General features: G+C 73.5%; 27 protein-coding genes. 15 read left to right on the top strand and 12 right to left on the bottom strand.

Going from position 1 to position 26,153, the window contains the following annotated elements:
* Both ACYU96_RS03765 and ACYU96_RS03770 read right to left on the bottom strand, forming a co-directional pair.
* Complete coding sequence (locus ACYU96_RS03765) at positions 1-723, bottom strand: PadR family transcriptional regulator (RefSeq protein WP_460749188.1); 723 nt, start codon at positions 721-723, stop codon at positions 1-3.
* The gene (locus ACYU96_RS03770; RefSeq protein WP_460749190.1) at positions 723-1,592 is read right to left on the bottom strand and encodes a DUF4097 family beta strand repeat-containing protein; all 870 of its coding nucleotides are present in this window, start codon (positions 1,590-1,592) and stop codon (positions 723-725) included. The genes ACYU96_RS03765 and ACYU96_RS03770 overlap by 1 nt, the downstream gene beginning before the upstream one ends.
* 185 nt (positions 1,593-1,777) lie before the next feature.
* On the opposite strand from ACYU96_RS03770, the gene ACYU96_RS03775 reads away from it, so the two are divergent.
* Entirely contained in the window at positions 1,778-1,855 is a 78-nt protein-coding gene (locus ACYU96_RS03775; protein WP_372433060.1) for a 50S ribosomal protein bL37, read from the top strand.
* A 110-nt stretch (positions 1,856-1,965) separates the two neighbouring features.
* Here ACYU96_RS03775 and ACYU96_RS03780 read toward each other — a convergent pair whose 3' ends face one another.
* Entirely contained in the window at positions 1,966-2,520 is a 555-nt protein-coding gene (locus ACYU96_RS03780; protein ID WP_460749192.1) for a ferritin, read from the bottom strand.
* A 187-nt stretch (positions 2,521-2,707) separates the two neighbouring features.
* On the opposite strand from ACYU96_RS03780, the gene ACYU96_RS03785 reads away from it, so the two are divergent.
* The 3 genes from ACYU96_RS03785 (at position 2,708) to ACYU96_RS03795 (ending at position 4,308) form a co-directional block, all read left to right on the top strand.
* Positions 2,708-3,403, top strand: coding sequence for a sigma-70 family RNA polymerase sigma factor (locus ACYU96_RS03785; RefSeq protein WP_460749669.1), 696 nt, complete (start codon positions 2,708-2,710; stop codon positions 3,401-3,403).
* Positions 3,404-3,432: 29 nt separating this feature from the next.
* The gene (rsrA, locus tag ACYU96_RS03790) at positions 3,433-3,696 is read left to right on the top strand and encodes a mycothiol system anti-sigma-R factor (protein WP_460749194.1); all 264 of its coding nucleotides are present in this window, start codon (positions 3,433-3,435) and stop codon (positions 3,694-3,696) included.
* A 129-nt stretch (positions 3,697-3,825) separates the two neighbouring features.
* Positions 3,826-4,308, top strand: coding sequence for a DoxX family membrane protein (locus ACYU96_RS03795; RefSeq protein WP_460749195.1), 483 nt, complete (start codon positions 3,826-3,828; stop codon positions 4,306-4,308).
* Between the two features lie 103 nt (positions 4,309-4,411).
* On the opposite strand, the gene rsgA is transcribed toward ACYU96_RS03795, so the two are convergent.
* Positions 4,412-5,485, bottom strand: coding sequence for a ribosome small subunit-dependent GTPase A (gene rsgA, locus ACYU96_RS03800; protein WP_460749197.1), 1,074 nt, complete (start codon positions 5,483-5,485; stop codon positions 4,412-4,414).
* A 16-nt stretch (positions 5,486-5,501) separates the two neighbouring features.
* The gene (aroA, locus tag ACYU96_RS03805) at positions 5,502-6,809 is read right to left on the bottom strand and encodes a 3-phosphoshikimate 1-carboxyvinyltransferase (protein WP_460749199.1); all 1,308 of its coding nucleotides are present in this window, start codon (positions 6,807-6,809) and stop codon (positions 5,502-5,504) included.
* A gap of 205 nt (positions 6,810-7,014) precedes the next feature.
* Between aroA and hisN the strand changes: the two genes are divergently transcribed.
* Both hisN and ACYU96_RS03815 read left to right on the top strand, forming a co-directional pair.
* Positions 7,015-7,809: a histidinol-phosphatase gene (gene hisN / locus ACYU96_RS03810; protein WP_460749201.1), complete on the top strand. Its 795-nt coding sequence runs from the start codon at positions 7,015-7,017 to the stop codon at positions 7,807-7,809.
* 28 nt (positions 7,810-7,837) lie between these two features.
* Positions 7,838-8,350: a DUF6912 family protein gene (locus ACYU96_RS03815; protein WP_460749203.1), complete on the top strand. Its 513-nt coding sequence runs from the start codon at positions 7,838-7,840 to the stop codon at positions 8,348-8,350.
* Here ACYU96_RS03815 and ACYU96_RS03820 read toward each other — a convergent pair.
* Both ACYU96_RS03820 and ACYU96_RS03825 read right to left on the bottom strand, forming a co-directional pair.
* Entirely contained in the window at positions 8,331-9,743 is a 1,413-nt protein-coding gene (locus ACYU96_RS03820) for a hypothetical protein (protein WP_460749205.1), read from the bottom strand. The genes ACYU96_RS03815 and ACYU96_RS03820 overlap by 20 nt on opposite strands.
* Positions 9,740-10,417, bottom strand: coding sequence for a CpaB family protein (locus tag ACYU96_RS03825; protein WP_460749206.1), 678 nt, complete (start codon positions 10,415-10,417; stop codon positions 9,740-9,742). The genes ACYU96_RS03820 and ACYU96_RS03825 overlap by 4 nt, the downstream gene beginning before the upstream one ends.
* 148 nt (positions 10,418-10,565) lie before the next feature.
* Here ACYU96_RS03825 and ACYU96_RS03830 point away from each other — a divergent pair, with 148 nt between their 5' ends.
* On the top strand, positions 10,566-10,775 hold the full coding sequence (locus ACYU96_RS03830; RefSeq protein ID WP_123815499.1) for a helix-turn-helix transcriptional regulator: 210 nt from the start codon (positions 10,566-10,568) through the stop codon (positions 10,773-10,775).
* Between the two features lie 138 nt (positions 10,776-10,913).
* Here ACYU96_RS03830 and ACYU96_RS03835 read toward each other — a convergent pair whose 3' ends face one another.
* Positions 10,914-11,468: a hypothetical protein gene (locus tag ACYU96_RS03835; protein WP_460749208.1), complete on the bottom strand. Its 555-nt coding sequence runs from the start codon at positions 11,466-11,468 to the stop codon at positions 10,914-10,916.
* A gap of 142 nt (positions 11,469-11,610) precedes the next feature.
* Between ACYU96_RS03835 and ACYU96_RS03840 the strand changes: the two genes are divergently transcribed.
* Together ACYU96_RS03840 and ACYU96_RS03845 are read left to right on the top strand one after the other, a co-directional pair.
* The gene (locus tag ACYU96_RS03840) at positions 11,611-12,549 is read left to right on the top strand and encodes a hypothetical protein (protein WP_460749209.1); all 939 of its coding nucleotides are present in this window, start codon (positions 11,611-11,613) and stop codon (positions 12,547-12,549) included.
* 42 nt (positions 12,550-12,591) lie between these two features.
* Positions 12,592-13,083, top strand: a complete 492-nt coding sequence (locus ACYU96_RS03845; protein WP_460749211.1) for an Rv3235 family protein — start codon at positions 12,592-12,594, stop codon at positions 13,081-13,083.
* A gap of 98 nt (positions 13,084-13,181) precedes the next feature.
* Here the strand turns inward: ACYU96_RS03845 and ACYU96_RS03850 are convergent, their stop codons facing one another.
* Positions 13,182-14,867 carry a nucleoside/nucleotide kinase family protein gene (locus tag ACYU96_RS03850; protein ID WP_460749213.1) on the bottom strand — a complete coding sequence of 562 codons (1,686 nt, stop codon included), beginning with the start codon at positions 14,865-14,867 and terminating at the stop codon, positions 13,182-13,184.
* A 124-nt stretch (positions 14,868-14,991) separates the two neighbouring features.
* Here ACYU96_RS03850 and ACYU96_RS03855 point away from each other — a divergent pair, with 124 nt between their 5' ends.
* Positions 14,992-15,411 (top strand): hypothetical protein, encoded by a 420-nt coding sequence (locus tag ACYU96_RS03855; protein ID WP_460749215.1) that lies wholly within the window; start codon positions 14,992-14,994, stop codon positions 15,409-15,411.
* Between the two features lie 232 nt (positions 15,412-15,643).
* Positions 15,644-18,013, top strand: coding sequence for an anthranilate synthase family protein (locus ACYU96_RS03860; protein ID WP_460749217.1), 2,370 nt, complete (start codon positions 15,644-15,646; stop codon positions 18,011-18,013).
* 187 nt (positions 18,014-18,200) lie between these two features.
* Here ACYU96_RS03860 and ACYU96_RS03865 read toward each other — a convergent pair whose 3' ends face one another.
* Positions 18,201-19,784, bottom strand: coding sequence for a vWA domain-containing protein (locus ACYU96_RS03865; RefSeq protein WP_460749218.1), 1,584 nt, complete (start codon positions 19,782-19,784; stop codon positions 18,201-18,203).
* Between the two features lie 134 nt (positions 19,785-19,918).
* Complete coding sequence (locus ACYU96_RS03870) at positions 19,919-20,530, bottom strand: hypothetical protein (RefSeq protein WP_460749220.1); 612 nt, start codon at positions 20,528-20,530, stop codon at positions 19,919-19,921.
* Between the two features lie 451 nt (positions 20,531-20,981).
* Here ACYU96_RS03870 and ACYU96_RS03875 point away from each other — a divergent pair, with 451 nt between their 5' ends.
* The 3 genes from ACYU96_RS03875 to ACYU96_RS03885 all read left to right on the top strand — a co-directional run bounded on the left by ACYU96_RS03875 (position 20,982) and on the right by ACYU96_RS03885 (position 24,339).
* Positions 20,982-22,547 carry a family 10 glycosylhydrolase gene (locus ACYU96_RS03875; protein WP_460749222.1) on the top strand — a complete coding sequence of 522 codons (1,566 nt, stop codon included), beginning with the start codon at positions 20,982-20,984 and terminating at the stop codon, positions 22,545-22,547.
* Positions 22,548-22,704: 157 nt separating this feature from the next.
* Positions 22,705-23,088 carry a universal stress protein gene (locus ACYU96_RS03880; protein WP_460749224.1) on the top strand — a complete coding sequence of 128 codons (384 nt, stop codon included), beginning with the start codon at positions 22,705-22,707 and terminating at the stop codon, positions 23,086-23,088.
* Between the two features lie 105 nt (positions 23,089-23,193).
* On the top strand, positions 23,194-24,339 hold the full coding sequence (locus tag ACYU96_RS03885) for a GTP 3',8-cyclase MoaA (RefSeq protein WP_460749226.1): 1,146 nt from the start codon (positions 23,194-23,196) through the stop codon (positions 24,337-24,339).
* A gap of 275 nt (positions 24,340-24,614) precedes the next feature.
* Here the strand turns inward: ACYU96_RS03885 and ACYU96_RS03890 are convergent, their stop codons facing one another.
* The gene (locus tag ACYU96_RS03890) at positions 24,615-25,043 is read right to left on the bottom strand and encodes a molybdenum cofactor biosynthesis protein MoaE (protein ID WP_460749227.1); all 429 of its coding nucleotides are present in this window, start codon (positions 25,041-25,043) and stop codon (positions 24,615-24,617) included.
* Between the two features lie 162 nt (positions 25,044-25,205).
* On the opposite strand from ACYU96_RS03890, the gene ACYU96_RS03895 reads away from it, so the two are divergent.
* Entirely contained in the window at positions 25,206-26,132 is a 927-nt protein-coding gene (locus tag ACYU96_RS03895) for an endo-beta-N-acetylglucosaminidase H (protein WP_460749229.1), read from the top strand.
* Positions 26,133-26,153 lie beyond the last annotated feature (21 nt).

The raw sequence follows: 26,153 nt of genomic DNA on the forward strand, positions 1-26,153 counted from the left end.
TCAGCGGTGCTTCGTGTCGGACTCGTCGGTCGGCGTGCTCGTCGTGGGGTAGTCGGACGCCGGTGTCGGCCGCCCGTGGGTCATTCTGGTCGATTTCGGGCCATGGGGCAGGGTGGTGGCGATCGCGGTGCGCGCGCCGTCGAGCACGGTGCGCAGGGTCTCGACCGTGAGGGAGCCGACCGCGCCGGCGGCGTCGGCCTCCCGCAGGTCCGCGAGGACGTCCCGGCGGAACTTCTGCAGGGCCGCCTCGGCCTCGTGCCGGAAGGCGTTCGACGTCGTCCGCCGCGGGTCGGCCGGGACGTCCGGCTCGGGGCGCGGCCGGGCACGCGCTTCGGCCGCCGCGGCGGCGAGCTCGGCCCGCACACCGCGCATCGCCTCCTTGATGTCGGCACGCACCTCGTCGGCCCGGGACCGGACGGTCTCGGCGACGGAGGACTCCAGGCGCACGACGTCGGCCCAGCGTGCCTGCACCTCGGCGCGGCCCGCCGGCGTCAGCTCGTACGGGGCCTTCCGGCCGGTGGCCCGGTCCATCGGGACCCGGCGCACCAGGCCCTCCTCCTCCAGACGCGCGAGCCGGGGGTAGATCGTGCCGGCGCTCGGCCGGTACGTGCCGCCGAAGCGGTCCGCGAGCTCCGTCATCAGCTCGTAGCCGTGCCGGGAGCCCTCGACGAGCAGCGCCAGGAGGTACAGGCGCAGCTCACCGTGGGCGAAGACCGGAGGCATCAGGCGCCCCCCGGCGCGGCGTCGGACGGCGCCGGGGCGGAGACGCGGTGCCCGGGGCCGCCGTCGGACGCGGTCTCGTGCGTGCCGAGCACCGTGACGTCGCCCGATACGGAGACGGCGCGCACGTGGGTGCGCTCGCCCCCCGCGGGGCGGACGACGGCGCCGCCGTGCCCGGTGACCCGCATCCCGCCGACGGTGACCCGCCCGCTGACGGCCGAGGCGTGCGCCTCGACCACCGACGCGTCCGGGACCCGCAGCAGCAGGTTCCCGGAGACGGAGTTCGTCTTGACCCAGTCGGGCTGGGTGGTCAGGTCCATGGTCACGTCGCCGGACACGGTGGTGGAGGTCACGTGCTCCACGGCACCGCTGAGGACGACCTCGCCGGACACGGTGGTGCTGGTGATCGCGCCCTCGTGGTCACGGACGGTGGTCTCGCCCGAGACGTTCGTCAGGGTGAGCGGTCCGTGCGTGCGGGACACGAGCAGGCTGCCGTTCGTCGTGGAGACCTGGGCGGCGCCCTCCGTGCCGGACAGCAGCACCTCCCCACGCACCGTGCCGGCCTTGGCGTCCATCCGGGCGGGGACCGCGATGTGGATGTCGGCCCGGGCGTTGTCCCGGAAGTCGGCCCACTTCCGCAGGAAGCCGGCGAGGCCGCCGGACGGGTTCGACTCGTGCCCGACGACGAGCCGGCCGTTCCGGGACCTCACCTCGACGGGACGGCCCTCGACGGAGTGCACCTCCACGCGCACGACGGGCTCGTCGTGCGCGACGACGTCCAGGCGTCCGTCGACGAGGTGCGCGTCCAGCGCGGTGACACCGTCGATCTCGATGGTCAGCGGACCGGTGACGGTCCAGTTCTGCTCGCTCATGCCGGGCTCCTCGGGTCCTGGGCACTCCTGCGGGGATGACTCGCGCATCGCGGGTCTCCAGCAGTGCACCCGAGACGCGATATATCGCGTTGAGACACTCACGATATATCGCGTTCCCACGGCGGGCAAGGCCCCTGCCGTGGGATCATGTGGCGAGTCCCATCCGCACCTGTCAGGAGACACCCATGAGCAAGCGTGGCCGTAAGCGCAAGGACCGCAAGAAGAAGTCCGCCAACCACGGCAAGCGCCCCAACGGCGGCTGACGCCGGGCGGATGCACGTACGAGAGGGCCGGAACCCCGAGGTTCCGGCCCTTCGTCATGCCCGGGTCCGGGCGGCGCGTGATACTGCGGCGCGTGGACCGCGCGGCGAGGTCAGAGGGCCCCGCCGGCCGCCTCCGGGGCGTCCTGCGCGCCACCCGCGTCGCCGATGGTCTCGCGCGCGACGAAGTTCTCCAGGTCGAACAGGTTGTCCTTGGCCCGCTGCGCGACGGTGAGCAGCGTGTTGGCGCTGGCCACCTCCTCGACCTGCTCCTTGAGGAACCAGAGCAGGAACTGCTCGCCGAGCATGTCGGCCTCGGCGCGCGCGGCGCGGAAGATCGTCTCGATCTGGGCGGTGACCTGCTTCTCCTGGTCGAGGGCGAGCTGCAGGGGCTCGGCCACGTCGGCGAAGTCGTTGCGGACGGTGCCGTTCCCCGGGATCCGGACCGGCACGTCGCGGTCCAGGTGGTACTGCACGATCATCATGGCGTGGTTCCGCTCCTCGACCGCCTGGCGGTAGAAGTGCGCGGCGAGCTGCGGCAGGTCGTGGCCGTCGAACCAGACGGCGATCGCGATGTACTGCTGGTGCGCGGCGAGCTCGTGGCCGATCTGCTCGCCGAGCAGTCGCCAGAACTCGGAGCTCTGCGAGGAATCCGTGGTGGAAGTCATGCGTCCAACGTAATCCCCCGGGAATGGATGGGCACTGACCGTCGTTTTCGCTCTCGTGATCTCGTGCCCCCCTGCCCCGACCGTGTCCGGCGCGGTGACCGACGCCGTCGCCCCTTTCCGCCCTGCTCCTGGCGCCCTCGACGCTGCCCCGCGGGCGCGCCGCGCCGTCGTGCGGCTCGGGAACGAGATGGACGCCACAGGAAAGGATCGCGTGACGCAACTACCCTCGATGGTGATGACGGATCACCCGCAGACAACCACGCCTGACGACGCGGCGGACCGAACCCCCGAGACGGAGGACGATGCCGCACGCGCCGCGCGGTTCGAACGCGACGCGCTGCAGTACATCGACCAGCTGTACTCGGCGGCGCTGCGGATGACCCGCAACCCCGCCGACGCCGAGGACCTGGTGCAGGAGACCTTCGCCAAGGCGTTCGCGGCGTTCCACCAGTACCGGCCGGGCACGAACCTCAAGGCCTGGCTGTACCGGATCCTGACGAACACGTTCATCAACAGCTACCGCAAGAAGCAGCGGCAGCCGCAGCAGTCGCAGGCGGAGGAGATCGAGGACTGGCAGATCGCACGCGCGGCGTCGCACACCTCACAGGGGCTGCGCTCCGCGGAGGTCGAGGCGCTCGACCGGCTGCCGGACAGCGACGTGAAGCGTGCCCTCGCCTCGCTCCCGGAGGATCGTCGCATGGTCGTCTACTACGCGGACGTCGAGGGCTTCCCCTACAAGGAGATCGCAGAGATCATGGGGACACCGATCGGGACCGTGATGTCCCGGTTGCATCGCGGGCGCCGGCAGCTGCGTGAGCTTCTCGCCGACTACGCCGCGGAACGCGGAATGGTGAAGACCGAGGCGCCCGGAGGTGCGAAGTGAAGGACCAAGAGCGGGACGACGAACCCGCCGTGAAACCCATCCCGCACGACGCTCCCGGTTCCGGTTCCGAGTGTGAGCATGCGCTCCAGCACCTGTACGAGTTCCTCGACTCCGAGATGACGCCCGAGGACGAGCAGACGATGCGGGCCCACGTGGCGCACTGCTCCCCGTGCCTGGCGGAGCTGAGCGTGGAGGACCTGGTCAAGCAGCTCGTGAAGCGGTCCTGCGCGGAGCGCGCACCCGACACGCTGCGGCTGCGGATCCACGAGCAGATCCGGCTGGTGGCGGGCTGACCCGTCGGACGGTGCGGGGAAGCAGGTCGAGGCCTGCGCCGCCGCTCCCGGACCGAGGTCCCGGCGCGTCGCCGAGAATCCGAACGGTCCTGCATGGACGGAACGCCTCTCCTTTGACAAGGTGTACGCATGGTGCTGCGACATATCGCTAGACCCCTCCTGGCTTCCTGGTTCGTGGCGACGGGCGTGCAGGCCGCACGCAGGCCCGCCGAGCACGTCCAGGCCGCGAAGCAGGGCTCCGGTCTCGTGACGAAGGCGCTCGGCGCCGAACCACTGAGCGAGAGACAGGTCAAGACGGTCGTGCGCGCGCACGGCGTCGCCCTCGCGACGGCGGGCGGGCTCCTGGCGCTCGGCAAGGCTCCGCGCACCGCGGCGGTGGCGCTCGCACTGCTCACGGTGCCGCTCGCCGTCGTCAACCAGCCGTTCGGCTCGTCCGACGGCGACCGCGAGGCGCGCTCCCAGCGCTTCGTCGGCAACCTCGGCGCGATCGGCGCCGCCCTCATCGCGGGTGCCGACACCGAAGGGCGCCCCGGCGTGGGCTGGCGCGTCCAGCAGGCCAGGGCCGCCAGAGCGGCGGCCAAGGCGGCGAAGGCGTCCGCGAAGGACGACTGACCCTCCGAACCGGCGACCGTCGCGCACAGGGTGCTGGTCGGCGGAACGCGCCACGCCCCCACCGGTGCTCCGCACCCGGGGGTGCACGTGAGCGCCGAGCCGGTCAGGCCGTACCCGTCCGGCTGGCGAGCAGGCGGCGGAACGAGGTGAGACGCAGGGTGCGGAGCGCCCGCGTCCCGTCGTCGGGGGCGGCCGCCTCCCAGTCGTCCAGCGCGCAGTCCGGTGCGTCGGACTGGTGGGTGCAGCCGCGCGGGCACTCCGCCGCGGCCTCGTCGAGGTCCTCGAACGCGCGCAGCAGGTTCGCGACCTCGACGTGCGCCAGCCCGAACGACCGCACGCCGGGCGTGTCGATCACCCACCCGTCCTGCTCGGCGGCCGTACCAGGCCCTGCCGGCAGGGCGAGCGCGACCGCCGACGTCGAGGTGTGCCGCCCCCGCCCCGTGACGTCGTTGACGTCACCGGTCGCCCGGCCCGCCGTCGGCACCAGGGCGTTGATCAGCGTGGACTTGCCCACTCCCGAGTGGCCGACCAGCACCGACGCCCTCCCCCGGAGCCGTTCCCGGACCTCCTCGACGGACAGCGCGTCCAGCGCAAGGCCCTCCGGCTCGCCGCCGCTCTCCCCCGCCCGCGTCACCACGACATCCACGCCCAGCGGCTCGTACAGCCCGCGCAGCTCGTCGGGCGCGGCCAGGTCGGCCTTGGTCAGGCAGAGCAGCACGTCCATGCCGGCGTCGTACGCGGCGACCACGCACCGGTCGATCATCCCGGTGCGCGGGGGCGGGTCGGCGAGCGCGGTCACGATCACCAGCCGGTCGGCGTTGGCGACGACTATCCGCTCGTAGGGGTCGTCGTCGTCCGCGGTCCGGCGCAGCACGGAGGTGCGTTCCGCGATCCGCACGATCCGCGCCAGCGACCCGTCCTCGCCGGACACGTCGCCGACGACGTCGACCCGGTCCCCCACGACGACCCGCGTGCGCAGGAGCTCGCGGGCCTTCATCGCGAGCACGACGGCTCCGGCACCAGGGACGAGGAGCGTGTACCGGCCCCGGTCGACGCCGGTGACCATGCCCGTGACGGCGTTCTCGTGGCTCGGCCGGCGCTTGGTCCGGGGCCGCGAGCCGTGCTTGGAAGGACGGGACCGGAAGTCCGACTCGTCACGTGCGCCACCCCGCGCCATCAGCGCCGGCCTCCCCTCACGCGCCCGCTCCGAGCATGTCGTGCCACAGGGCGGGGAACTCGGGCATCGTCTTGCCGGTCGTGGCGATGTCCTCCACCTCGACCCCGGGCACACGCAGCCCGAGCAGCGCGCCCGACGTCGCCATCCGGTGGTCCTCGTACGTGTGGAACGCCCCCGCGCGCAGCGGCCGGGGCGTGATGACGAGACCGTCGCGGGTCTCTTCCGCCTGGCCGCCGAGCCGCGTGATCTCCCTGGCCAGCGCGGCCAGCCGGTCCGTCTCGTGGCCGCGCAGGTGCGCGATGCCGCGCAGGCGCGTCGGGGAGTCGGCGAGCGCTGCCAGGACGGCGAACGTCGGCGCGAGCTCACCCGCGGCGTGCAGGTCGAGGTCCACGCCGTGGATCTCGCCGTTGCCGGTCACGGACAGGACGCCGTCGGCGATCTCGGCGGTGCCGCCCAGGCGCCTCAGGATGCCGGGCAGCAGGGCACCCGGCTGCGTGGTCTCGCGGGGCCAGCCGGGGATGCGCACCGTGCCGCCGACGACCAGGGCCGCAGCCAGGAAGGGGGCGGCGTTGGAGAGGTCGGGCTCGACGCGGACGTCGCGGGCGGCGATCGGCCCGGGCTCGACGCTCCACATCCCGTCGCGCGAGTCGTCGACGGTGACGCCGACGTCGCGCAGGGTGGCGATCGTCATCTCGATGTGCGGGAGGCTCGGCAGGGTGGTGCCGACGTGCCGGAGCGTGAGGCCCTGCTCGAAGCGGGGCGCGGCCAGCAGGAGGCCGGAGACGAACTGTGACGACGCCGACGCGTCGACGTCCACCGACCCGCCGCGGACGGTGCCGGTGCCGGTGACGGTGAACGGGAGGTGGTCCGGGACGCCGCCGTCCGGGCCGGTCACGGAGACGCCGAGCGCGTGCAGGGCGGTGAGGACGGGACCCATGGGACGGACGCGCGCGCTGGGATCACCGTCGAACCGGACGGGGCCGGCCGCCAGCGCCGCCACGGGCGGGAGGAAGCGCATGACGGTGCCGGCGAGGCCGCAGTCGACGTCGGCGGCGGTCGCAGGGCTCGTGCCGGGGGTGACCTGGAGCGTGCTGGGCGTGGGGCCCTCGGCGATACCGGCTCCGAGGGCACGCAGGGCGCCGATCATGAGGTCGGCGTCGCGGCTGCGCAGGGCGCCGCGGAGAGTCCCGGGCCCGTCCGCGAGGGCGGCGAGGACGAGCAGGCGGTTTGTCAGGGACTTGCTCCCGGGCACCTCGACGGTCGAGTCCAGTGGCCCGGCGGCGGTCGGCGCGGCCCAGGTCGGCGCGGTGGGGGCATCAGTCATGCCCTGAGGCTATCGTCCCCGGTCATCGCCGGCCGGGCGTTTCACGGCGGGCCTGGTCATCGTGCGGGACGGGTCCGGACGTTCCGTCACCGCCGGGCGGGCTGCGGGGGCGGCGATCGTCACCAGACGGCTCGGAGCGGGCCCGAGCGGCTCGGCCTGCGCGCCTCTCGCCGGGAGGAGACGATTTACCGCTACGGTGGCGGGCGTGGCCGCCGTGACCAAGACCAGCTATGACGATGACCTGCGCCTTGCGCACGTCATCGCCGACCAGGTGGACGCGCACACGATGTCGCGCTTCCGAGCTCTCGACCTGCACGTGGAGACCAAGCCGGACAACACCCCGGTCTCCGATGCCGATCGTGCGGCCGAGGAGCTGATCCGCGCCTCGCTGCAGCGTGCCCGCACCAGGGACGCCGTCGTCGGCGAGGAGTACGGCGCGGCCGGCAGCGGCTCGCGGCGCTGGATCGTCGACCCCATCGACGGCACCAAGAACTTCGTGCGGGGCGTGCCCGTGTGGGCGACGCTCATCGCGCTGGCGGACGGTGAGGACGTCGTCGTCGGCCTGGTGAGCGCACCGGCACTGGGACGACGCTGGTGGGCGGCGCAGGGTTCCGGCGCGTGGACCGGCAAGGGCCTGCACTCCGCGTCACGCATGCACGTCTCGGGCGTGCGCGAGCTGGGCGACGCGTCGCTGAGCTACGCGTCGCTGAGCGGGTGGGAGTCGCGCGGCAAGCTGGACGCCTTCCTCGACCTGACCCGCCGCTGCTACCGCACCCGCGGGTACGGGGACTTCTGGTCGTACATGCTCGTGGCGGAGGGTGCGGTGGACATCGCGCCCGAGCCCGAGCTCGAGGTGTACGACATGGCCGCCCTGGCGCCGATCGTCGCGGAGGCCGGCGGGAGGTTCACGTCCCTCGACGGGAAGCCGGGCCCGTGGGGCCGGAACGGGCTGGCCACGAACGGGCTGCTGCACGACGAGGTCCTCGGCCTGCTGGGCTGAGCGTCCCCCGAGCAGGCAGACTCGTCCCATGCGCATCTACGTGCCCGCCACGCTCGACGAGCTCGACGACGTCGACGTCGGCCACACCTCCACCGTCTGGTCCGTCACGCCCCGGGACGTGCACGGCGTGACGCCGGCTCTGGTCGCCGAGCTGGCGGACGAGGGCTCCGAGCAGCTCGAGTACGAGGCGTTCCTGGACGCCGCCGCGGCGTCGACGACCCTCCTGGCCGCACGCGAGGACGCCCCGCCGCTGCGCACCGTCGTCACCGTCGAGGTGCCCGACGACGCCCTGGCGCCCGCCGCGGACGGCGCCGGCGCGCCGGAGACGCCCGCCTCCGCGCTACGGCTCACCCGACCCGTGCCCGACGTGCCGATCGTGTGCGTGCACGCCGACGAGCCCGCCGCCGCGGCCGACGTCGCCGAGGTGCGCAGCATCGCCGACGGGGACGACGACGAGGCGCTCACAGCGGCCGTGCTGCGCCTCGACGAGCGTGACCTGCTCTGGTACGACTGGTCCGAGGTCAACGCGATACCTCGCTGATCGTGGCAGGGTCCGGCGTGTCCCGCCCGCCCGGCGACGCCCGCGTGCGTACCGCTCGGCGGACCTGGTCCGCGAGCTCTCCGAACGCCGCTCGCGCGGGTGACCCCGGGGCGCACTCGGCGAGCGACCGGCCGCTGAGCAGGCCCGCGTCCAGGCCGGCCGGGTCGTCGGGAACCAGGTGCGGGTCCACGCCGGCGAACCTGTTCAGCGCGGTGCGGATCGCGGTCCGGGGCTGCGCGCCGACGGTCGCCGAACGGACCCGGTTCACCACGACCAGCCGGTCCGGGGTGAGGGGTGCGGGAACCTCCGCCAGGTCGTCGAGGCCGCGCACGAGACGCTGCAGCCCGATCGGGTCCGCACCGCCGACGACCACCACCACGTCCGCCGCGGCGAGCGCGCCGAGGGCGGCGGCGTTTCGCTGCGGCGCCCGGGTGTCGTAGGAGAGCAGCTCGTCGGTCTCCAGGACCGGCCCGGTGTCGATCACGGTCCAGTCGGCCAGGTCGCGGAGGCGCTCCCACACCACGTCGAGCGCCGCACCCGAGAGCTCGGCCCAGCGGGTGGCGCGACCGAGACCTCCGAGGACGCGTACCCCGGGCAGCGTCACCGGCGCATAGCGCGCGAGGGTCTCGACGTCGAGCGGCCCGGCGCCGGCCGCACGGACGGCGCCGGCCAGACCGGCCGAGTCGCCCAGCGTCCCGAGCCTGGGGCCCACGCACGGGCCGTAGGTGTCCGCATCGACGAGGACTACCTGCTCCCGGGCAGCCTCCCGCAGCGGGCGGCCGCCACGCCGGGCGGACCGGCGCGGCCGGCCGCGCCACGGACGGACTCCGCGCAGGCGGTCACCACGTCCGCGGTCGCCACGCCCGACGCCCGTCACCGTGCCCGAATCGGTCGCCAGCGCCACGGCGAGCTCGATCGCTGTGGTGGTGCGGCCCGGAGCGCCGACCGGGCCCCACACCGTCACGATCCTGCCCTTGCCCGTCCGGCCGACGGCCGGCTCGCCCGCTCCAGGGGTCTTCGGGGACAGCGCACTCCGCTCGTCGCGCACCGCGCCCAGCAGGTCCTCCACGGAGCGCGCCACACCGTCGACCCCGACCGCGGCGAGCCGCTCCGTGCTGGGCTCGGGCGCATCGTCCAGGGCGACGACGCGCACGCCCGCCTGGTGCATCCGCGTCACCGCGTCCCTGCCGAGCCCGGGGAGCGTCGCGGACACCACCGCCGTCCGCCCGGATCCCGCCTCGGCCGAGGCGAGCAGCTCGGTGAGGTCGGCGCAGCGACGCGTCACGGTCGCGCCGCTGCGTGGCGCACCGAGCGTCCGCACCACCTCCGCCTCCGCGGGTCCGAGCACCGCGCAGAGCACGGTGATCGTGTCCGTCGCGTCCGCCGCGCTCACCGGACCGCTCCCCCGACCGGGACGACGGCGAGCGTGCCCGGCTCGGCCAGCACGGTGAGCACACCGGCCAGCGCGTCCCGCTCCACCAGGACGTGCAGCGTCGTCGTGCCCGACACCACGAGCGCGCCGTCCGGCACCTCGACCTGCTCGACGACGATGTCCTCGGCAACGGTCCGTGGCTCGATCGCCGACGCGCCTGACGACGCCTCGGGCGTGCCACCGGAACCGGCGTCGGGGACGAACCAGAGGTCGGCCACCGCTCCGGGACGGACGCGATCGGACACGCCGCCCGCGATGGGGAGCGTGACGGACCGCATCGTGCTGCTGTCGCCCAGCCCCGACCGGGGGACCAGCTCGCCATCGGCCACCACCCGCTGTGCGACCAGCCCGGTCGGCACCTCCTCGTCGGCCCGGAGGTATCGGTCGAGGCCGGCGCTGAGCCGGACGTCGGCCACACGGAGCGACTCCCGGGTGACGGACTCGCCGGGCGTGAGGGCGCCGTCGGCCACGAACACGGGTACTGTTCGGCCCGCGGAGGCGACCAGCCAGGAGCCCAGCGCGACCGACACGGCGACGATCACGATCCCGGCCAGCAGCCGCGGGTCGCGCCAGCCGGGCGGGCGCAGCCTGGCGGCGGGCCGGTGCACGGCCGGCGCGGGTGGTGCGTCGATCATATGGTTCCTCTCCGTCTGCGGACCGGAAGCGGTGAACGTCCCCCAGACATGGTGAGCGAACCTCCGGGATCCGGCATCCGATGAACTCTTCCTGTGGATAACTGGTAAATTCCGCGCTCCCGTCGGGGTCCTGTGCCATAGTGGTGTCATGGATAAGCGGTTTCTCTCTCTGGCTGACGTGGTCGAGACCTTGAACATCTCCATGGCGCAGGGTTACGCACTGGTGCGCACCGGTGACCTTCCAGCCATCCAGGTGGGCCCGAAGAAGGTCTGGCGCATCGAAGCGGCAGAGCTGGAGTCCTACATCGAGCGCCAGTACGCGAAGAGCCGTGAACGCCTCAAGGCCGGCGAGGGCTGAGCGCCAGGGCATCATCCGAGACGATCGCGAGGAGCGGCGCGTCCCCAGTGGGGACGCGCCGCTTCTCGTCGGTCACGGACCGCTTCGGGCCGGCGGTCGCCGGCCGGCCTGACCCCGGCACGCCTCCGGCCCGGCCGGTCAGAGCTCCAGCCCGGCCGGAGCGTGGCTCACGCAGGTGAGCGCGGCGAGCGGCAGCACCCGCCGCCCCTTGAACGAGCCGCCGACCAGGTCCAGGTCCAGGTGGTCGGCGCCGACCCGGGCGATCCGCCCGCGGTGCAGACGCCCACGGGTACGCACCAGCACGGTACGCCGGTCGCGTTGCAGGCCACGCAGGTGGGTGGTGATGGCGAGCTCCCGCCCCGCAGCGGGCACCGAGCCGGTGCCGAGCCCGGAGATCCCGTCGACTGCCGACAGCGGGATCAGGTGCCGGTCGGCGCCTCGGATCTCCCCGGCGAGGAGCAGCCAGGTCTCCGCCACCTCGCGCACGACCCCGCCGACCGGCTCCCCGTCCGGCAGGTCGACGACCACCCTGGCGCCGCGCGCCGCGCGCAGGCGATCCGCGAGGCCGATCCGCGTGTGCTCCGCACGGGTCAGCTCCGCGACCATCGCGTCGGACTCGGCGGCTTCCTCGGCGTCGGCGAGGGCGTCGAGATCCGCGGCGAGCTCCGACCAGCGAGCATCCGATGTATCCACGGGCCTACTCTGCGTCATCCACAGCCCCTCCGCCTATCGGTGGACGGCAGGAGCGACCCAATGTTCAATAGCGACATCAACAGCTATCGGCTGACTGCTGATGCAGATGTTGATCGGTTCTCAGGTCGACAGGGGGTATTTCATGGCGGAGACAGAGCTGGACGTCAGACCGGGCACGAATCCGGTGGTGCTGGCGATGATCATGATCGGGGCCGCGGTCACCGCGTGGCTGCTGGCCGCTCGTGCGGCCCACGTCTGGCAGGAGGGGGCGGGCGCCATCGACCGGACCGTCGAGCTGCTGGTCGAGGCCGGGGCGACCGTCTGTGCGGGATGGATCGCCGTCGGCGCCGCCGTCGGCCTGCTGTACAGGATGACCCGGCACGCAGGCCGGGAGTGGCACGCGGGAAAGATGTTCCTCGCCCGCTGCGCACCAGGGCTCGTACGCCGGGCGGCAGGCGTCGTCGTGACGGCGAGCGTGGGCCTCGGCGTCGCCGCACCCGGTGCGTTCGCCGCACCGGCCTCCGTGGACCCGGGCGGCACCGATCCGGCCGGCGTCGTGGTCGACCTCGGCTGGCAGCCGACGCCGGGAGGAGCCGCCGGTGACGCGGTCGGCACGGGCGACAGGGACGGGGTCGGCACGGGCACCGGCCTCGGCGGGTTCGATGGGGGCAGGGTCGGTGGCCACCTCGGCGAGGTCGGCGGAGGTGTCGGCCTGGTCGGTGCCCTCGCGGGCGCCGACGTCTCGGCGGACGCGCCCGGGACGGGGACGGCCCGGCCGGGATCCGGACGGGCCCGGGATCCGGAGCGCGACCGCACGGTCGAGCGAGAGGCCCGCGACGGCAGCCCGCAGAGGGACGACGTCGTGCTCGTGGGGAGGAACGACACGCTCTGGTCGATCGTCGGCCGGCACCTCGCGTCGGACAGCCCCGGAGCCCGTGCACCGCGCGCCGCCCGCATCGCACGCGAGGTCGTCGCGTGGCACGCCGCGAACCGTGGCGTGATCGGTGACGACCCTGACCTCATCCAGCCCGGGACCGTGCTCCACGCACCGAATCCGCGACCCCTCGGAGCCCGGTCATGACCGCCGTCGCCGGCCCCCCCTGGACCGGTCCGTACGCGCACCGTGCCCCGGCAGCGCCCGCCCGCGGAACCCGCCGCGCAGGAGCCGCGCCGCAGCCTGCGCAAGGTGCAGCTGGGCGGGCCCGACCCGGACCTCGCGCGGGCCGCCGAGGTGCTGAGCCAGATCGACGAGCGCCCCACCCCGGAACCGGACCCGGACCTGCCGGACCCCACCGCGCTCGTCTGCCGGGTCGCGCGGGCCGCCATGGAGGTGCTGCGAGGCGAACGGCCGGCCAACCAGCTCGCACGGTGGACCTCGACGCAGGTCTACGACCAGCTCGTGGCGCGAGAGCGGCTGCTGAACGGCGCACCGCGGGCCCGTCGGCGGCCGGTGTCGCACCGGGTCGGGATCCGGCGGGTGCGGCTGGTCCGGCTCGGCGCCGCATCGGCGGAGGCCACGGTCGTCCTGCACGACGGCGAACGGGTGCGGGCCGCTGCCGTCCGGCTGGAGGGCAGACGCGGCACCTGGAAGGTCACCTGCCTGGAACTGGGCTGATGTGCTGAGGAGGACGGTAGCCACGGCGTCTCCGGCACCACGGCCTTCAGCACCGCGGCGGCAGGCCTCCGGCCAACCGGCCGGAGACCTGCCGCCCGCTACAGCGAGACGTACAGGTCGGCGTCGTGCCGTGTGCGGGCGACGACCTCGGCATTGCGCTGGTCCGATCCGTACGCCCAGGCGTGCGCGGACTCCGGGGTCTTCCCGTGGGCGTGATGGCGGGCGGTGAGCCGGTCGAGCCGGACGTCGTCGGGCAGGTCCACGTACCAGACTTCGGCCATGTACTCCCGGGCGCGCGGCCACGACCCCGAGTCCGCGAGGAGGTAGTTCCCCTCGGTGATCACCAGCGGCGTGTCGCCGCGCACGACGACGGCGCACCCGATCGGCTCCTCGATCTCACGCCGGAACTCCGGCGCGAGAACCGGCGCGTCCTGTGGACGCACGGCGGCGATACGCCCGATCAGGTCGGCGTAGCCGGCGTCGTCGAACGTGTCGATGGCCCCCTTGCGGTCCCGGCTCCCGGTCGCCTCGAGGACGGAGTTGGCGAGGTGGAAGCCGTCCATCCCGACCACGACCGCGATGCTCGGCCCGAGAACCGTGGCGAGCCCGGTGGCGAGCGTCGACTTCCCAGCCCCCGGAGGGCCGGTGATCCCCAGGATGGCGGGACCCTCACGGGCAGGATCGCCCGCGAGGAGGCGCGCTCGCTCGACGAGGTGCGTGGGGACGGACGGCGGGTCCGCGACGACGGGCACGGCCGTCCCCGCACCTTCGCCCCCCGCGGCCGGCGCACCCTCGGTCGCCGCCTCGTCGGTCGGCGCCGCACCCGCGGCCGTCCCCGCATCGCGGGCGGCCTGTGCCACGGCTCCGGCACTCACGGGAACACCGCTCCGAGCCTCGGTCTCTCCGAGATGCTCGAGCCAGTCGCGCGGCCCGACGTGCTGCACGCGCAGCGACGCCACGCGCACCGCCTCGGCGCACGCGGCGGGGAGCTCGAAGCCGCGCGCCACGGCGACGGCGAGCGCGCCGTGGAAGGCGTCGCCGGCGCCGAGCGTGTCGACGGCGGCCACGGCCGGGACCTCGACGGTCCCGGCGGAGGCGCCACGGCGCCAGTCGACCGGCGCCGAGCCGTGCGTCACCACGGTCGCCCCGGGCAGGCGCTCGTACCAGGGCTCCCAGCCGTCGGGGACCTGGAACGCCGCCGAGCAGGCGATGACGTCGGCGGCGGGCAGCAGGTCGGCGAACACGGGACGCCACCGGCCCGCGTCGAGCACGATCGGCGGACGCGCTCGCAACGTCCGGGCATGCGCGAGCACGGCGCGGGCCACGGCGGGGTGATGGCCGTCGAGGAGGATGACGTCGGGCGCCGGGAGCGCGGCCAGCTCGTCCACACCGGGCCCTCCGACCAGGGTGAGGGCACCGTCGGCCGAGACCACCGACCGCTCCCCCGTCACGTCGTCGACGAGCACCGCGGAGACCGCCAGGTCGTGCCCCGCCTCTGCGACGTCATGCACCTGGACCCCGTGCCGTTCCAGGTCGGCCCGCGCCGCCGTGCCCACGGCGCTCGTGCCCAGGGCGGTGATCAGCACGGCACGCTCGCCCAGCGCGGCCGCCGTGACCGCCGCGTTCGCTGCCGGGCCGCCGGCGGAGACGTCCTGCCGGGCAGCCGTCACCTTCTGGTCCCGCTCGGGCCGGGCAGCGCGGTGAATCACGTCGAACGTCGCAAGACCGGCGAACCAGCAGGTCAAAGGTTCACGGCCATGCTGATACGGAGTCTCTTGCACCATGTCATGAGGCTACGTCACACTCCGGCATCCCTGGCAAGAATTGACACGGTTGGCAATCCGGACATGTTCCTAGGCTGTGGATAACCCCGCACAGCCAGCATCATGACATCTCATACTGGATGACATGGCCCTCAACGCTTCCATCCGACCTGGACAACGCCTGACCGATGACGAGTCGCTGCTCGCGCTTGCCGAGTTCCTGCATCAGGGCATCCGCCCGCGGGAGCGGTCGCTCTGGTGCACGCTCCTCGACTCCGAGCGCCGGCTGCTGCCCGCCGTCGTGCCCTTCGACGGCCTGCCCACCGAGCCCGAGGTGCCGTTCGCCGCGCGGCTCGGCTACATCTGGGCGGCGGCCCTCGGCCCGGTCACGAGAGCCAGCACCGTCCTCATGCTGGAACGCCCGGGTGCCGAGACGGTACGGGACTCCGACCGGGCCTGGCGCACCACCCTGCACGCGGCGGCCGCCGAGGTGCGGATCGCCGTCGCCGGATTCTTCCTCGCCACCGCCGACGGCGTCCGCCCCCTCGCGCAGGACGACCGGTGACCCGATCGCGAAGGCCGTCTCGCGCGTCGGACTCGCGGTGGACAGCCCGCCCCGCGGGCCGCTAGCGTTCCGGCCATGACGTCGCGCCTGACCTGCCAGAACTGGTGGCCCGCCTCCTAGGCGGGCCCGCGACGCACACTCCACGTCCACGACCGCCTCGCTCCGGGGCGGTCTTTTCGTGTTGTCACGAGGCTCTCGGTCCGGGGCGGGCACCCGAACCGAGAGGCCTCGCATGTCCCGCACTCCTGGCCCCGCAGGCTCCTGCACCGACACCCCGGCAGCTTCCTCCGCCGACGCTCCAGCAGACCCTGCCGCCGAGCCCTCCGCGGAGCCCGCCGCCGGCTTCTGCGCGGTGACCGCCGCTGGAGCCGGCGCCGGCTCCGTCGCAGCACCCGGCTCCGTCGCAGCACCCGCCTCCGGTGAGCATCCGCTCCTCGACCGCGTCCTCGCCTCGGACGGCTCGCTCCCCTTCGCGCTCCTGCGCCGGCACGGCGGCACCGAGGTCGAGGTCCTGGTCGGCGACGTCGTCGACGCCGGCCTCCTGGGTGACGTCCCGCTCGACGGCGCGCCCGTGCTCGCCGTCGTCCCGTACCGGCAGGCGCACGAGCGCGGCTTCACCGTGCAGGACGACGGCGCCCCGCTGCGCTGCCTGGTCGTGCGCGAGTCGGAACGGGTCCTTCTGCCCGACGCCGTCGCCGTCCTCCCTCCTGAGCCGGTTGCCGCCGAGCCGCTCGGCTTCGACGTCGCCGACGCCGAGTACGCGGGCGTCGTGCGCCGGGTGATCGACGACGAGATCGGGCGGGGCGCGGGCGCCAACTTCGTCGTGATGCGCCGCTTCGAGGCACGCACCGATGCTGGGCGCGTCCCGGCGCTGGCGTCCTGGTTCCGGGCTCTGCTCACGCACGAGGTCGGCTCCTACTGGACGTTCGCGGTGCACGCACCGGCACCCGCGGGCGGCGGGCAGCCCTCCCCGGCCGCCGCCTCGTCCCTGTCCCTGGCCGGGGCGACGCCGGAGCGGCACCTGACCGTGCACGACGGCGTGGCCCGCATGAACCCGATCAGCGGCACGTACCGCCACCCGGTCACGGGCCCGACCCGCGAGGGTGTCCTCGAGTTCCTGCGCGACACCAAGGAGAACGAGGAGCTCTTCATGGTGGTCGACGAGGAGATGAAGATGATGAGCGCGCTCTGCCCGGACGGCGGGCGCATCGTGGGCCCGTACCTCAAGCAGATGGCGCGCCTCAGCCACACCGAGTACCTGCTGGAAGGCCGCACCACGCTCGACCCGCGCGACGCCCTGCGCCTGACGATGTTCGCGCCCACGGTCACGGGCTCCCCGATGGAGAACGCCTGCACGGTGATCGCGCGCCACGAGACGCGTCCGCGCGGCTACTACTCGGGCTTCCTCGCCCTGTTCGAGCCGGAGGCGGCCCGCGCCGTCACCGAGCACGAAGCAGCGGCCGGGCCGGACACCACCGACCACACCGACGCCCCGCGTGCGACGACCAGGTACTCGCTCGACGCGCCGATCCTGATCCGGACCGCCTATCTGCACGACGGCGGGCGGATCTCCGTCCCGGCAGGCGCGACCCTCGTGCGCCACTCCGTGCCCGAGCACGAGGTCGCCGAGACCCGGGCCAAGGCGGCGGGCGTGCTCGCCTCGCTGGGGCTGGCGCCGCGGGGGGCGGGCCCGGATGCCGTCGTCGACCTCAACGCGCAGCCCGGCGTCGCCGAGGCGCTGGCCGACCGCAACCGCCAGCTCGCGGAGTTCTGGGTGCGCCCGCAGGACGTCGACCACACCACGACCTCACCAGCCGGCCCGGACTCTTCCCCCGCGGGCCCTACGCGCACCACGGTCGCGTCCGCCGGGCCGACCCACCCCCGGCCGACGCCCACCACGGTCGGGTCTTCCACGGTCGGACCCGCCGCGCAACTGCCCGCCCTCTCGCGCCTCGCCCCCGGCGACGCCCGGGCCGGGCGGAGCGCGCTCGTGATCGATCACGAGGACCAGTTCACGACCATGCTCGCCCACCAGCTGCACCATCTCGGCATGGACGCCCGCGTCGTGCGGTGGGACGCTGTCGACGACGTGCTCGCCGACGACCTCGTCGTCCTCGGCCCCGGCCCGGGCGACCCGCGGGACCACGGCGACCCGCGCATCGCCGCCATCGTCGAGCGGATCCACGGCCGCGTCACCGCCGGCCGGCCGCTGCTCGCCGTCTGCCTGAGCCACCAGGTGCTCGCAGGCCTGGCCGGGTTCCCGGTCGGGGCGCTGCCCACCCCGCACCAGGGCGTGCGGCTCGACGCGGACGTCTTCGGCACGACGGCGGCCGTCGGCTACTACAACACCTTCGGCGCACGGCTGACCACCATCGAGGCGTCCGACGCCGTCAACCCCGTGGCCCGGCTCGCGCTCGAACCGTCCGTGGACGCGAACGGCGTGCTCACCGCCCTGCGCGGCCCGGGCGTCGCCTCGGTCCAAGGCCACCTGGAGTCGGTCCTGTCGGCCGACGGACTCACCGTCCTGGACGCTCTGACGCGCCACCTCCTCGACACCCCGGCGGAAGCGGTCCTGAGCCTGCCCTCGGCTCGCCCCCGCTGACCGTCGACCACCTCGGCCCACCGGTGTCACCGAGGCAGCACGCCGGCAGTGCGACGTGCTGTCTCGGTCTACCCGCTCCGCCCAGGCAGCCCCTCGCGGGCGGGAGCCGCCGAGGCGGTATGTCACGAGCGGGAGGCGCTGCCTCGGCGGTTGGTCCCGGGTCGGAGCGGGCCGCCGGGTGGAGCGGTCAGGCCGTCAGGTCGCGGTACTTGTCCAGGAGGGTGACGAACTCCGCGCGCAGGCCGTACGGGTCCGTGCCCAGCGCCCGGGCCGCGCGGTCCCGGGCGGCGTCCAGGGTGGCGTCGCCGGCGTGCTCCGACTCCCGGGCGATCAGCCCGGCCTCGACCACGGACGACGCGAACTGGAAGTCGGTGGACGGCGAGTCCGTGCGCCGGTCCGCGGTGACCGGGTACTCCACCTCGGTGCTCGTCCTCTCGCCCGGCTCCTTCCAGCGCACGTGCACGGTCATGAGCTCGTCCGAGCCGGAGGCGTCCGAGTCCTGGTACTTCAGGCCGTCGTCGCCGGCGTCGCCCTCCGGGGCGGGAACGATCTCGTAGAAGGCGGTCACCGAGTGGCCGGCGCCGACGTCGCCGGCGTCCTTCGTGTCGTCGTCGAACTCCTCGTCCTCCAGGCGCCGGTTGTCGTAGCCGATCAGCCGGTACTCGGACACCACCGCCGGATTGACCTCCACCTGCAGCTTGAGGTCCTGGGCGACCACGAACATCGTCGAGTCGAACTCGTCCACCAGCACCTTGCGCGCCTCGTCGATGGTGTCGATGTAGGCGTAGTTGCCGTTCCCGTGGTCGGCGATCGCCTCCATCGTGTTGTCCTTGAGGTTGTACATCCCGAAGCCCAGCACCGAGACGTACACGCCGGACTCCCGGGCGCCCTCGATCATCTCCGTGAGCTGCTCCGGCGTCGAGGGCCCGACGTTGAAGTCGCCGTCGGTCGCGAGGACCACGCGGTTGTTGCCACCCTGGATGAAGTTCTTCTCCGCCAGCTCGTAGGCGGTCTCCAGCCCGGCCGCGCCACCGGTGGAACCGCCCGCCTCCAGCGACTCGAGGGCGTCGACGACCACGCCGTCCTCCGAGCCGGGGACCGAGTCGAGCAGCACCCGGTCGTCGCCCGCGTACGTGACGACCGAGACGACGTCGTCCGGGCCGAGGTTCTCCGCGAGCAGCGCGAACGACTGGGCCAGCAGCGGCAGCTTGTTCGCCTCGTCCATCGAGCCCGACACGTCCAGCAGGAACACGATGTTGTTGCCCTCGTGCGTCGGCACCGCCTCCGTGGCCTGCACCCCGACCATCGCCAGATCGTGCCCCGGCGCCCACGGCGCCTCGGCGACCTCGGTGGTCACCGCGAACGGCTGGTCGTCACCGGGATCCGGGGCGGGATGGTCGTAGTCGAAGTAGTTGACGAGCTCCTCGATGCGCACGCCCTCGGGCGTCTGGCCCTGGTTGATCTGACGGCGCAGGTTGCTGTACGACGCCGTGTCGACGTCGGCCGAGAAGGTCGACAGCGGGCTGGTGGCGACCTTCTGGAACGGCTGCTCGGCGGCGTCGTCGTACTCCTCCTGCGGTTGCGTGGGCGCCTCGCGCCACGTCTCAGGAGGCGCGACGACGTCGCCCTCGGCATACATCTGGGCATCGGCGGCCGGGGCACCCCGACTGCTCTCGAAGTCGCTGTCGCCCCCGCACGCGGTCAGGCTCAGGGCGACGACGGCGGTCGTGGCGAGCACGGCGGTGGTGCAAGGCCGGATGGTGGGGGTCATGGCGCTTTCCTCTCGTCCGGAGGTCTGGGCACGGGTCCCAGTGTCCGGACGGCGGCAACGGCCTCACCAGCACGAACCAGTCACGGTCCCGTACCGTCTGTGTCACGCCCGACGACCGTGTTGCGCCGGTCAGGTCACGGTTGCACAACGCCCAGGCCGGACGGGGCGGGCCGTTGGTCGGCCCCGGGGATGTCGAACATCCGGATCGGGCCGTCCCCCCGCCCCGACCGGACCATGCCGACGGCGGTCCGCAGGTCGGTGCCGGCCAGCGCGAGCGCCTGCTCCATGCGCGCAGCCTTCTCCATCAGCATCTCGGCCTGGGGCACCGTGACCGCGGCCTGCGTCGTGACCCGCTGGTCGACGACCGCCTCCGCCGAACGGATCGACGCGTCGAGCGTGGCCAGGGCAGCCGGGTCGCTCCCGGCCGAGGCTTCCCGGACGTTCTGCGCGACGACGATCACCGTGTCGAGCCGTACCGACGTGGCGTCGACGGCGCCGACCCGCTCGTCGAGCCGCGCGTTCAGCAGCTCGAGGCGATCGGTGGTCGCGGCACGCGCCGCACTCACCCAGCCGACGAGCAGCGTCGCCGCGATGGCGAGGACCGCGGCCCCGACGACCCAGCGACTGAGCCTGCGGGCACGGGCGGCGCGCTCGGCGCGACCGGTGCGGTCGGTGCGGTCGGTGGTGGCACGGACGGACGTCTCTCGGTTCCTGGAAGGCTCCAGAACAGCAGCCTGTGTAGTCACTCGTCTCCCCCTGAGAACGAAACTGACAGCGGACGATGCGCTCAGGCCGCGCCTCTTGACATGACACTGCGAAGATGTCAGGCGGCGGGCTCGATGGAAACGAGAGTAGGTCGCGGCGGGCCGCGCCGCGCGCCCAGGTCGTGATCTGTGGACAGCGCCCCGCGGCGCTCGCAAACACAGCATCTGACCTCGTGAAACGCGTTTACCTCGAGGTCCCTGCACCGGACTTCGCGGCCACGGTGAGACGGTGCGTCGGGCCGGTTCGATCGGTCCGGTCGGCATGCGGCACGGCGGTCCGAGCCACGGGCCTTCTCCGGTCGACGGCCTGTCCACGACGCGCCGGCCGGGGCGATTGTTCCGGCCCACCGCGGCGGGTGTTGCTCCCGGGCCGGTGGGAGTAGGTTTCCAGGGAGCCGGGGCGTACCCCGGAAGCTCCTGACAGGAGGTCCCGATGCAGCACGTCCTGACAGCAGCCCTCACCGGCATGGCCCTTGCCGCGTCGCTCGCGACCGCGGCACCCGCTGGCGCGAGCGCGCCCGCCGCCGGCGTCGGGCACGACGGCGCCCCGGAGCAGTGGCGCTCCCTCTGGGTGGACGCCTTCAACGAAGGCATCTACACCCCGGCCGAGGCCCAGGAACTGGTCGACGAGGCGTCCGCGACGAACGTCAACGCGCTGATCGTGCAGACCGCACGCCGCTACGACTGCTTCTGCAACCGCGCGCTCTACCCGCGCACGGACGCCACCGTGGACCCGGCGCCCTACGACCCGCTGGACGAGATCATCGCGCGCGCCCACGACGCCGGGATCGAGGTGCACGCCTGGGTCACCGTGAACACGATGTGGAACCTGCCGGACGGTCCGCCGAGCTCGCCGGACCACATCTTCACCACGCACGGGCCGGACGCCGAGGGCGACGACCGCTGGATCAGCAAGATGGCCGACGGCCGCGAGGTCGTGAACGACCGCGTCTACCTCGACCCGGGCCACCCGGACGCCGTCGACTACGTGGACGCGGCGATCTCCAGCATCGCCACCGAGTACGACGTCGACGGCATCAACCTCGACTACATCCGCTACCCCGACCTCAGCTCCACCCCCGAGTACAGCGAGTGGGGCTACAACGACGTCGCCGTGGCGCGCTTCCAGGCGGCGACCGGCCGCACCGACGTGCCCGCGCCCGACGACGCCGAGTGGAGCCAGTGGCGGCGCGACCAGGTGACCGGCCTGGTGCGGCGGTTGTACCTGTCGCTGTGGGAGATCGACCCATCGCTGCGGCTGTCGATGGACGCGATCACGTACGGCCACGGGCCCGATGCCGTCGGCGGGTGGGAGAGCACGCGCGCGTACGCGGAGGTGCTGCAGGACTGGGCCGGCTGGCTCGACGAGGGGATCATGGACACCGCCGTGACCATGAACTACAAGCGCGACCACGACCCCGACCAGGCGCTCATGTTCGAGGAGTGGTCCGAGTTCCTCGCCGACCACCAGGCCGGCCGGCAGGCGGTGAACGGCCCGGCGCTGTACCTGAACTCGCTGCCCGGGAACGTGGCGCAGGCGGAGCGTGCGGTGGCACCGTCGGCGGCGGGGAACTCCGCGGCGGGGTGGAGCGGGTACTCGTACGCGAACCCGAGCCGGGAGACCGCCACGGACCCAGCGCTGCGCGACGCGGACCAGGCCGCGCTGGCCGCGGCCCTGACCGGGCCGGGCGGGGTCTTCGAGCACGCGGCCACGGTGCCGGACATGCCGTGGAAGTCGGACCCCGACGACGGCCACGTCACCGGGACGCTGACCGGCCGCCACGGGAGGCCGGTGGACCAGGCGAGGGTCACGCTGCGGCCGCTCGGCCACGGGCCGGCCCACGAGCAGGTCACGGACGGCTCCGGGTGGTTCGGTTTCGCCCACGTGCCGGAGGGCAGGTATCTGGTCTGGGCGGCGCTGCCGAAGCGGCCCGGAGGTGCCGCGATGGGGGTCGTGCGCGTCGCGGTGGGTGAGGTCGCGGAGGTCGTCCTGTGGTGAGGTGCGCGCGGCCCGGACGGACCGCACGACACGGCCCCTCGGCGCACGGGCCTGCCTGCCCGCGGGGCCGGTGGAGCCGTCCGCGGCGGGATGTGAGAGAGTTCAACCGGCAGCACGTGCCGCTCCCCTGAGCCGCGTCCCGGAGGTGTTCTCCCACATGACAGTCCTCGTGGCGTACAACGCGTCGCCCCAGGGCGAGTCCGCCCTCCGAGCGGCCACCGCGGAGGCGGAACGACGGCGACAAGATCTGTCCGTCCTGGTCCTGACCCCGCAGGACAGCTCCGAGGTCCCGTCCCACCTCGCCCACCTGCTGGACGGCGTGCCGCCCTCCGTGCCGGTCGCCCCGGTCGCCTACCGGACCGAGTCGGAGGAGGTCGCCGAGGCGATCGTGGAGACCGCGGAACGTGTCGCGGCGTCGCTGGTCGTGATCGGGGCCCGCAAGCACTCCACGGTCGGCACGTTCCTCGTCGGCTCGACGACGCAGCAGGTGCTCCTCGACTCCCCCGCCCCCGTCCTGGTCGTCAAGGCCGGCTACGCCTGAGCCCGGCCTGGACCGCGCGAGGGTGCGGGCCGGTGCGACGACGTCCGAAGCAGGCCACCTGGAACACCTGGACATCCGGCACGGGTGGCCGGTTAGGCTCAGGAGATGGCAGCCGTCTCGCTCGGGATCCCCACGCTGCGGCGCGAGCCGCGCCTGAAGGACCTGCCACCACGTCCCGAGGACGCCCGGCTGGTCGACCGGTACGGCCGTGTCGCCCGGGACCTGCGCGTCTCTCTCACCACGGCCTGCAACCTGCGCTGCACCTACTGCATGCCGGCCGAGGGGCTGCCGGTCATCCCGCGCGACGAGCTGCTCACGCCCGGCGAGATCGCGCGCCTGGTCGGGATCGGCGTGCGGATGGGCATCCGGGACGTCCGCTTCACGGGCGGCGAGCCGCTGATGCGGCGGGACCTGGAGGAGATCCTCGCCGCGTCACGGGCAGCGGCGGAGGCGGCGATGCCCCCTGCCCGCGCGGATCCGCAGCCCGAGGGCGACGGTCACCAGGCGCCGTCGTCGGACGCGGTGCGGTTCGCCATCACGACCAACGCCCTCGGCCTGGACAAGCGCGCCGACGCGCTGCTCGCGGCCGGACTCGACCGGATCAACGTCAGCCTCGACACGGTCGATCACGCGGCCTTCGCCGCCCTCACCCGGCGTGACCGGCTCGACGACGTGCTGACCGGGATCCGCGGCGCGATCGCCGCCGGGCTCTCACCCGTGAAGATCAACGCGGTGCTGCTGCCCGAGGTGCTCGACGGCGCGCCCGACCTGCTCGCCTGGGCGCTGGAGCACGGCTGCCGGCTGCGCTTCATCGAGGAGATGCCGCTGGACGCGGACGGGAACTGGACCAGGGACGACGTCGTCTCCGCCGCGGACCTGCTCGCGCGGCTCGGCACGCGGTTCACGCTCACGCCGGCCGGCCGCGAGGACCCGTCGGCCCCGGCCGAGGAGTGGCTGGTCGACGACGGTCCGGGCACCGTCGGGATCATCGCGTCGGTCACGCGGTCGTTCTGCCGGGACTGCGACCGCACGCGGCTCACGGCCGAGGGAACGGTGCGCTCCTGCCTGTTCGGCGACGAGGAGACCGACCTGCGCGGCCTGCTGCGCTCGGACGCGTCCGACGAGGAGGTGGCCGACGCCTGGCGCGGCGCCATGTGGGCCAAGCCCCGCGCCCACGGCTCCGACGCCCCGGAGCTGGCGAGCGACGCGTTCGCGGACACGACCCGGTCCATGGGGGCCATCGGCGGCTGACCGGGGCCGGGGGCGCCAGGCCGGGGGACGCACACCCGAACGTTCGAGGACGGCCCGGGCGAGGCTTCGGAACTCCTGGCAACAGGTCTGCCCATGCTTCCGAGTGCCCCCGAGCGCACCGTCGGCCGCACCGACAAGGGCGCCGTCATCGCCACCCCGACACGGATGCCGGGGGACGGCGCCACGACGCATCGCAGGTACGGCCCGCGGGCCACCACCGTGCCGGCCCGGGTCGTCGGTCCGGCGGCTCGTCCGCCGCGGCCCTGCCGACGCGTCTACAACCCCACCCACTCCGACTCGCCTTCGGTGAACCGCTGCTTCTTCCAGAGGGGGACCTCGGCCTTGATGCGCTCGACCAGCAGGGAGCACGCCTCGAAGGCCTCCCTGCGATGTCCCGCGGAGGCGGACGCGACGAGCGCGACGTCGCCGACCTCCAGGTGGCCGTACCGGTGCACCGCCGCGACCCGCAGACCGGTCTCGGCCGCGACCGCATGGCACACTTTTTGCAGGACTTCGGAGGCGTCGGGGTGGGCCTCGTAGTCGAGGCTGGTCACGGAGCGGCCGCCGTCGTCGTCGCGGACGACGCCGCGGAACGTCACCACCGCCCCGCACTCCGCCGCGGCGACCGCCGCCTCGACGTCACGGGTCACGGCGTCGTCCAGCGGCGCCTCGGTCACGGTGCTCACGTCGCGCGGGTCGCTCACAGGACCAGCCTAGACCGGCAGGGCGGGCCGCGAGGGTCGCGTCACGCGCCGCGCCGCGCGCCGTCGCGCGGGACCACACCGGGCACCGGCGCCCGCCGGCCCGTGCCGCCATGTGGATTTCCCCACCTGCCCGCCAGGCGATATGGGCGATATTTTGTGGTGATGAGGCTCACGCACCCGCCGTCGACCCGGCGCCGCAGATCTCTGACCGCCACGATCGCGGCGGTCGCCGCACTGTTCGCCGTCTCGGCGACGGCGGCGCCCGCGTCTCGGGCGCAGGACGGACAACCGGCCGACCTGGACCCGGTGACCGCCGCCTACGTGGAGGTCAACAACCACAGCATCGCCAACGTGGGCCGCTACACCCTGGACTCCACGGGCGAGCCCGTCTTCGACATCGGCATCATCTTCGCCGCCAACATCAACTACGACGGCGAGAACGCCTACCTGTACCTCAACCCGCAGGTGCAGGCCACGCTCGACGACGCGGAGACCCTGATCCGCCCCCTCCAGGAGCAGGGCATCAAGGTCTACCTGTCGATCCTCGGCAACCACCAGGGCGCCGGGTTCGCGAACTTCCCCGATCAGGCGTCGGCGGCGGCGTTCGCTCAGCAGCTGGCCGACGTCGTCGACCGGTACGGCCTCGACGGCATCGACTTCGACGACGAGTACGCGAACTACGGCCAGAACGGCACCGGCCAGCCCAACGACCACTCGTTCGTCCACCTGGTCGAGGCACTCGACCAGGCGATGCCGGACAAGGACATCTCCCTGTACATGTACGGGCCCTCCTCGACCCGGCTGGAGTACGACGGCGTGCGCGCCGGCGACCACCTCGACCACGCGTGGAACTCGATCTACGGCACCTGGCGTGCGCCGTCGGTGCCCGGGCTGACCACGGCTCAGGAGGGCCCGGCCGCGGTGAGCCTCACGGGAACGTCCTCGTCGACGGCGGTCGCCCTCGCCCGGCGGACGGTCAGCGAGGGCTACGGCGTCTACCTCACGTACAACCTCACGAACGACGACCAGAGCGCCTACATCTCCGAGTTCACGCGGGAGCTGTACGGCAGCGCGGCCGTGCGCGACTGACGGTCCGGCGTCGACAGAGCC

It is taken from the genome of Myceligenerans cantabricum (assembly GCF_054777735.1).

Coding starts and splice junctions, on each gene's coding strand:
- ACYU96_RS03885 (WP_460749226.1), top strand. CDS start 23,194: ATGGCAGCCGTCTCGCTCGGGATCCCCACGCTGCGGCGCGAGCCGCGC.
- ACYU96_RS03830 (WP_123815499.1), top strand. CDS start 10,566: ATGGATAAGCGGTTTCTCTCTCTGGCTGACGTGGTCGAGACCTTGAAC.
- ACYU96_RS03875 (WP_460749222.1), top strand. CDS start 20,982: ATGCAGCACGTCCTGACAGCAGCCCTCACCGGCATGGCCCTTGCCGCG.
- ACYU96_RS03880 (WP_460749224.1), top strand. CDS start 22,705: ATGACAGTCCTCGTGGCGTACAACGCGTCGCCCCAGGGCGAGTCCGCC.
- ACYU96_RS03795 (WP_460749195.1), top strand. CDS start 3,826: ATGGTGCTGCGACATATCGCTAGACCCCTCCTGGCTTCCTGGTTCGTG.
- ACYU96_RS03840 (WP_460749209.1), top strand. CDS start 11,611: ATGGCGGAGACAGAGCTGGACGTCAGACCGGGCACGAATCCGGTGGTG.
- ACYU96_RS03770 (WP_460749190.1), bottom strand. CDS start 1,592: ATGAGCGAGCAGAACTGGACCGTCACCGGTCCGCTGACCATCGAGATC.
- ACYU96_RS03860 (WP_460749217.1), top strand. CDS start 15,644: ATGTCCCGCACTCCTGGCCCCGCAGGCTCCTGCACCGACACCCCGGCA.
- ACYU96_RS03765 (WP_460749188.1), bottom strand. CDS start 723: ATGCCTCCGGTCTTCGCCCACGGTGAGCTGCGCCTGTACCTCCTGGCG.
- aroA (WP_460749199.1), bottom strand. CDS start 6,809: ATGACTGATGCCCCCACCGCGCCGACCTGGGCCGCGCCGACCGCCGCC.
- rsgA (WP_460749197.1), bottom strand. CDS start 5,485: ATGGCGCGGGGTGGCGCACGTGACGAGTCGGACTTCCGGTCCCGTCCT.
- ACYU96_RS03780 (WP_460749192.1), bottom strand. CDS start 2,520: ATGACTTCCACCACGGATTCCTCGCAGAGCTCCGAGTTCTGGCGACTG.
- ACYU96_RS03855 (WP_460749215.1), top strand. CDS start 14,992: ATGGCCCTCAACGCTTCCATCCGACCTGGACAACGCCTGACCGATGAC.
- ACYU96_RS03895 (WP_460749229.1), top strand. CDS start 25,206: ATGAGGCTCACGCACCCGCCGTCGACCCGGCGCCGCAGATCTCTGACC.
- ACYU96_RS03850 (WP_460749213.1), bottom strand. CDS start 14,867: ATGGTGCAAGAGACTCCGTATCAGCATGGCCGTGAACCTTTGACCTGC.
- ACYU96_RS03775 (WP_372433060.1), top strand. CDS start 1,778: ATGAGCAAGCGTGGCCGTAAGCGCAAGGACCGCAAGAAGAAGTCCGCC.
- ACYU96_RS03825 (WP_460749206.1), bottom strand. CDS start 10,417: ATGATCGACGCACCACCCGCGCCGGCCGTGCACCGGCCCGCCGCCAGG.
- ACYU96_RS03785 (WP_460749669.1), top strand. CDS start 2,708: ATGGACGCCACAGGAAAGGATCGCGTGACGCAACTACCCTCGATGGTG.
- ACYU96_RS03815 (WP_460749203.1), top strand. CDS start 7,838: ATGCGCATCTACGTGCCCGCCACGCTCGACGAGCTCGACGACGTCGAC.
- ACYU96_RS03865 (WP_460749218.1), bottom strand. CDS start 19,784: ATGACCCCCACCATCCGGCCTTGCACCACCGCCGTGCTCGCCACGACC.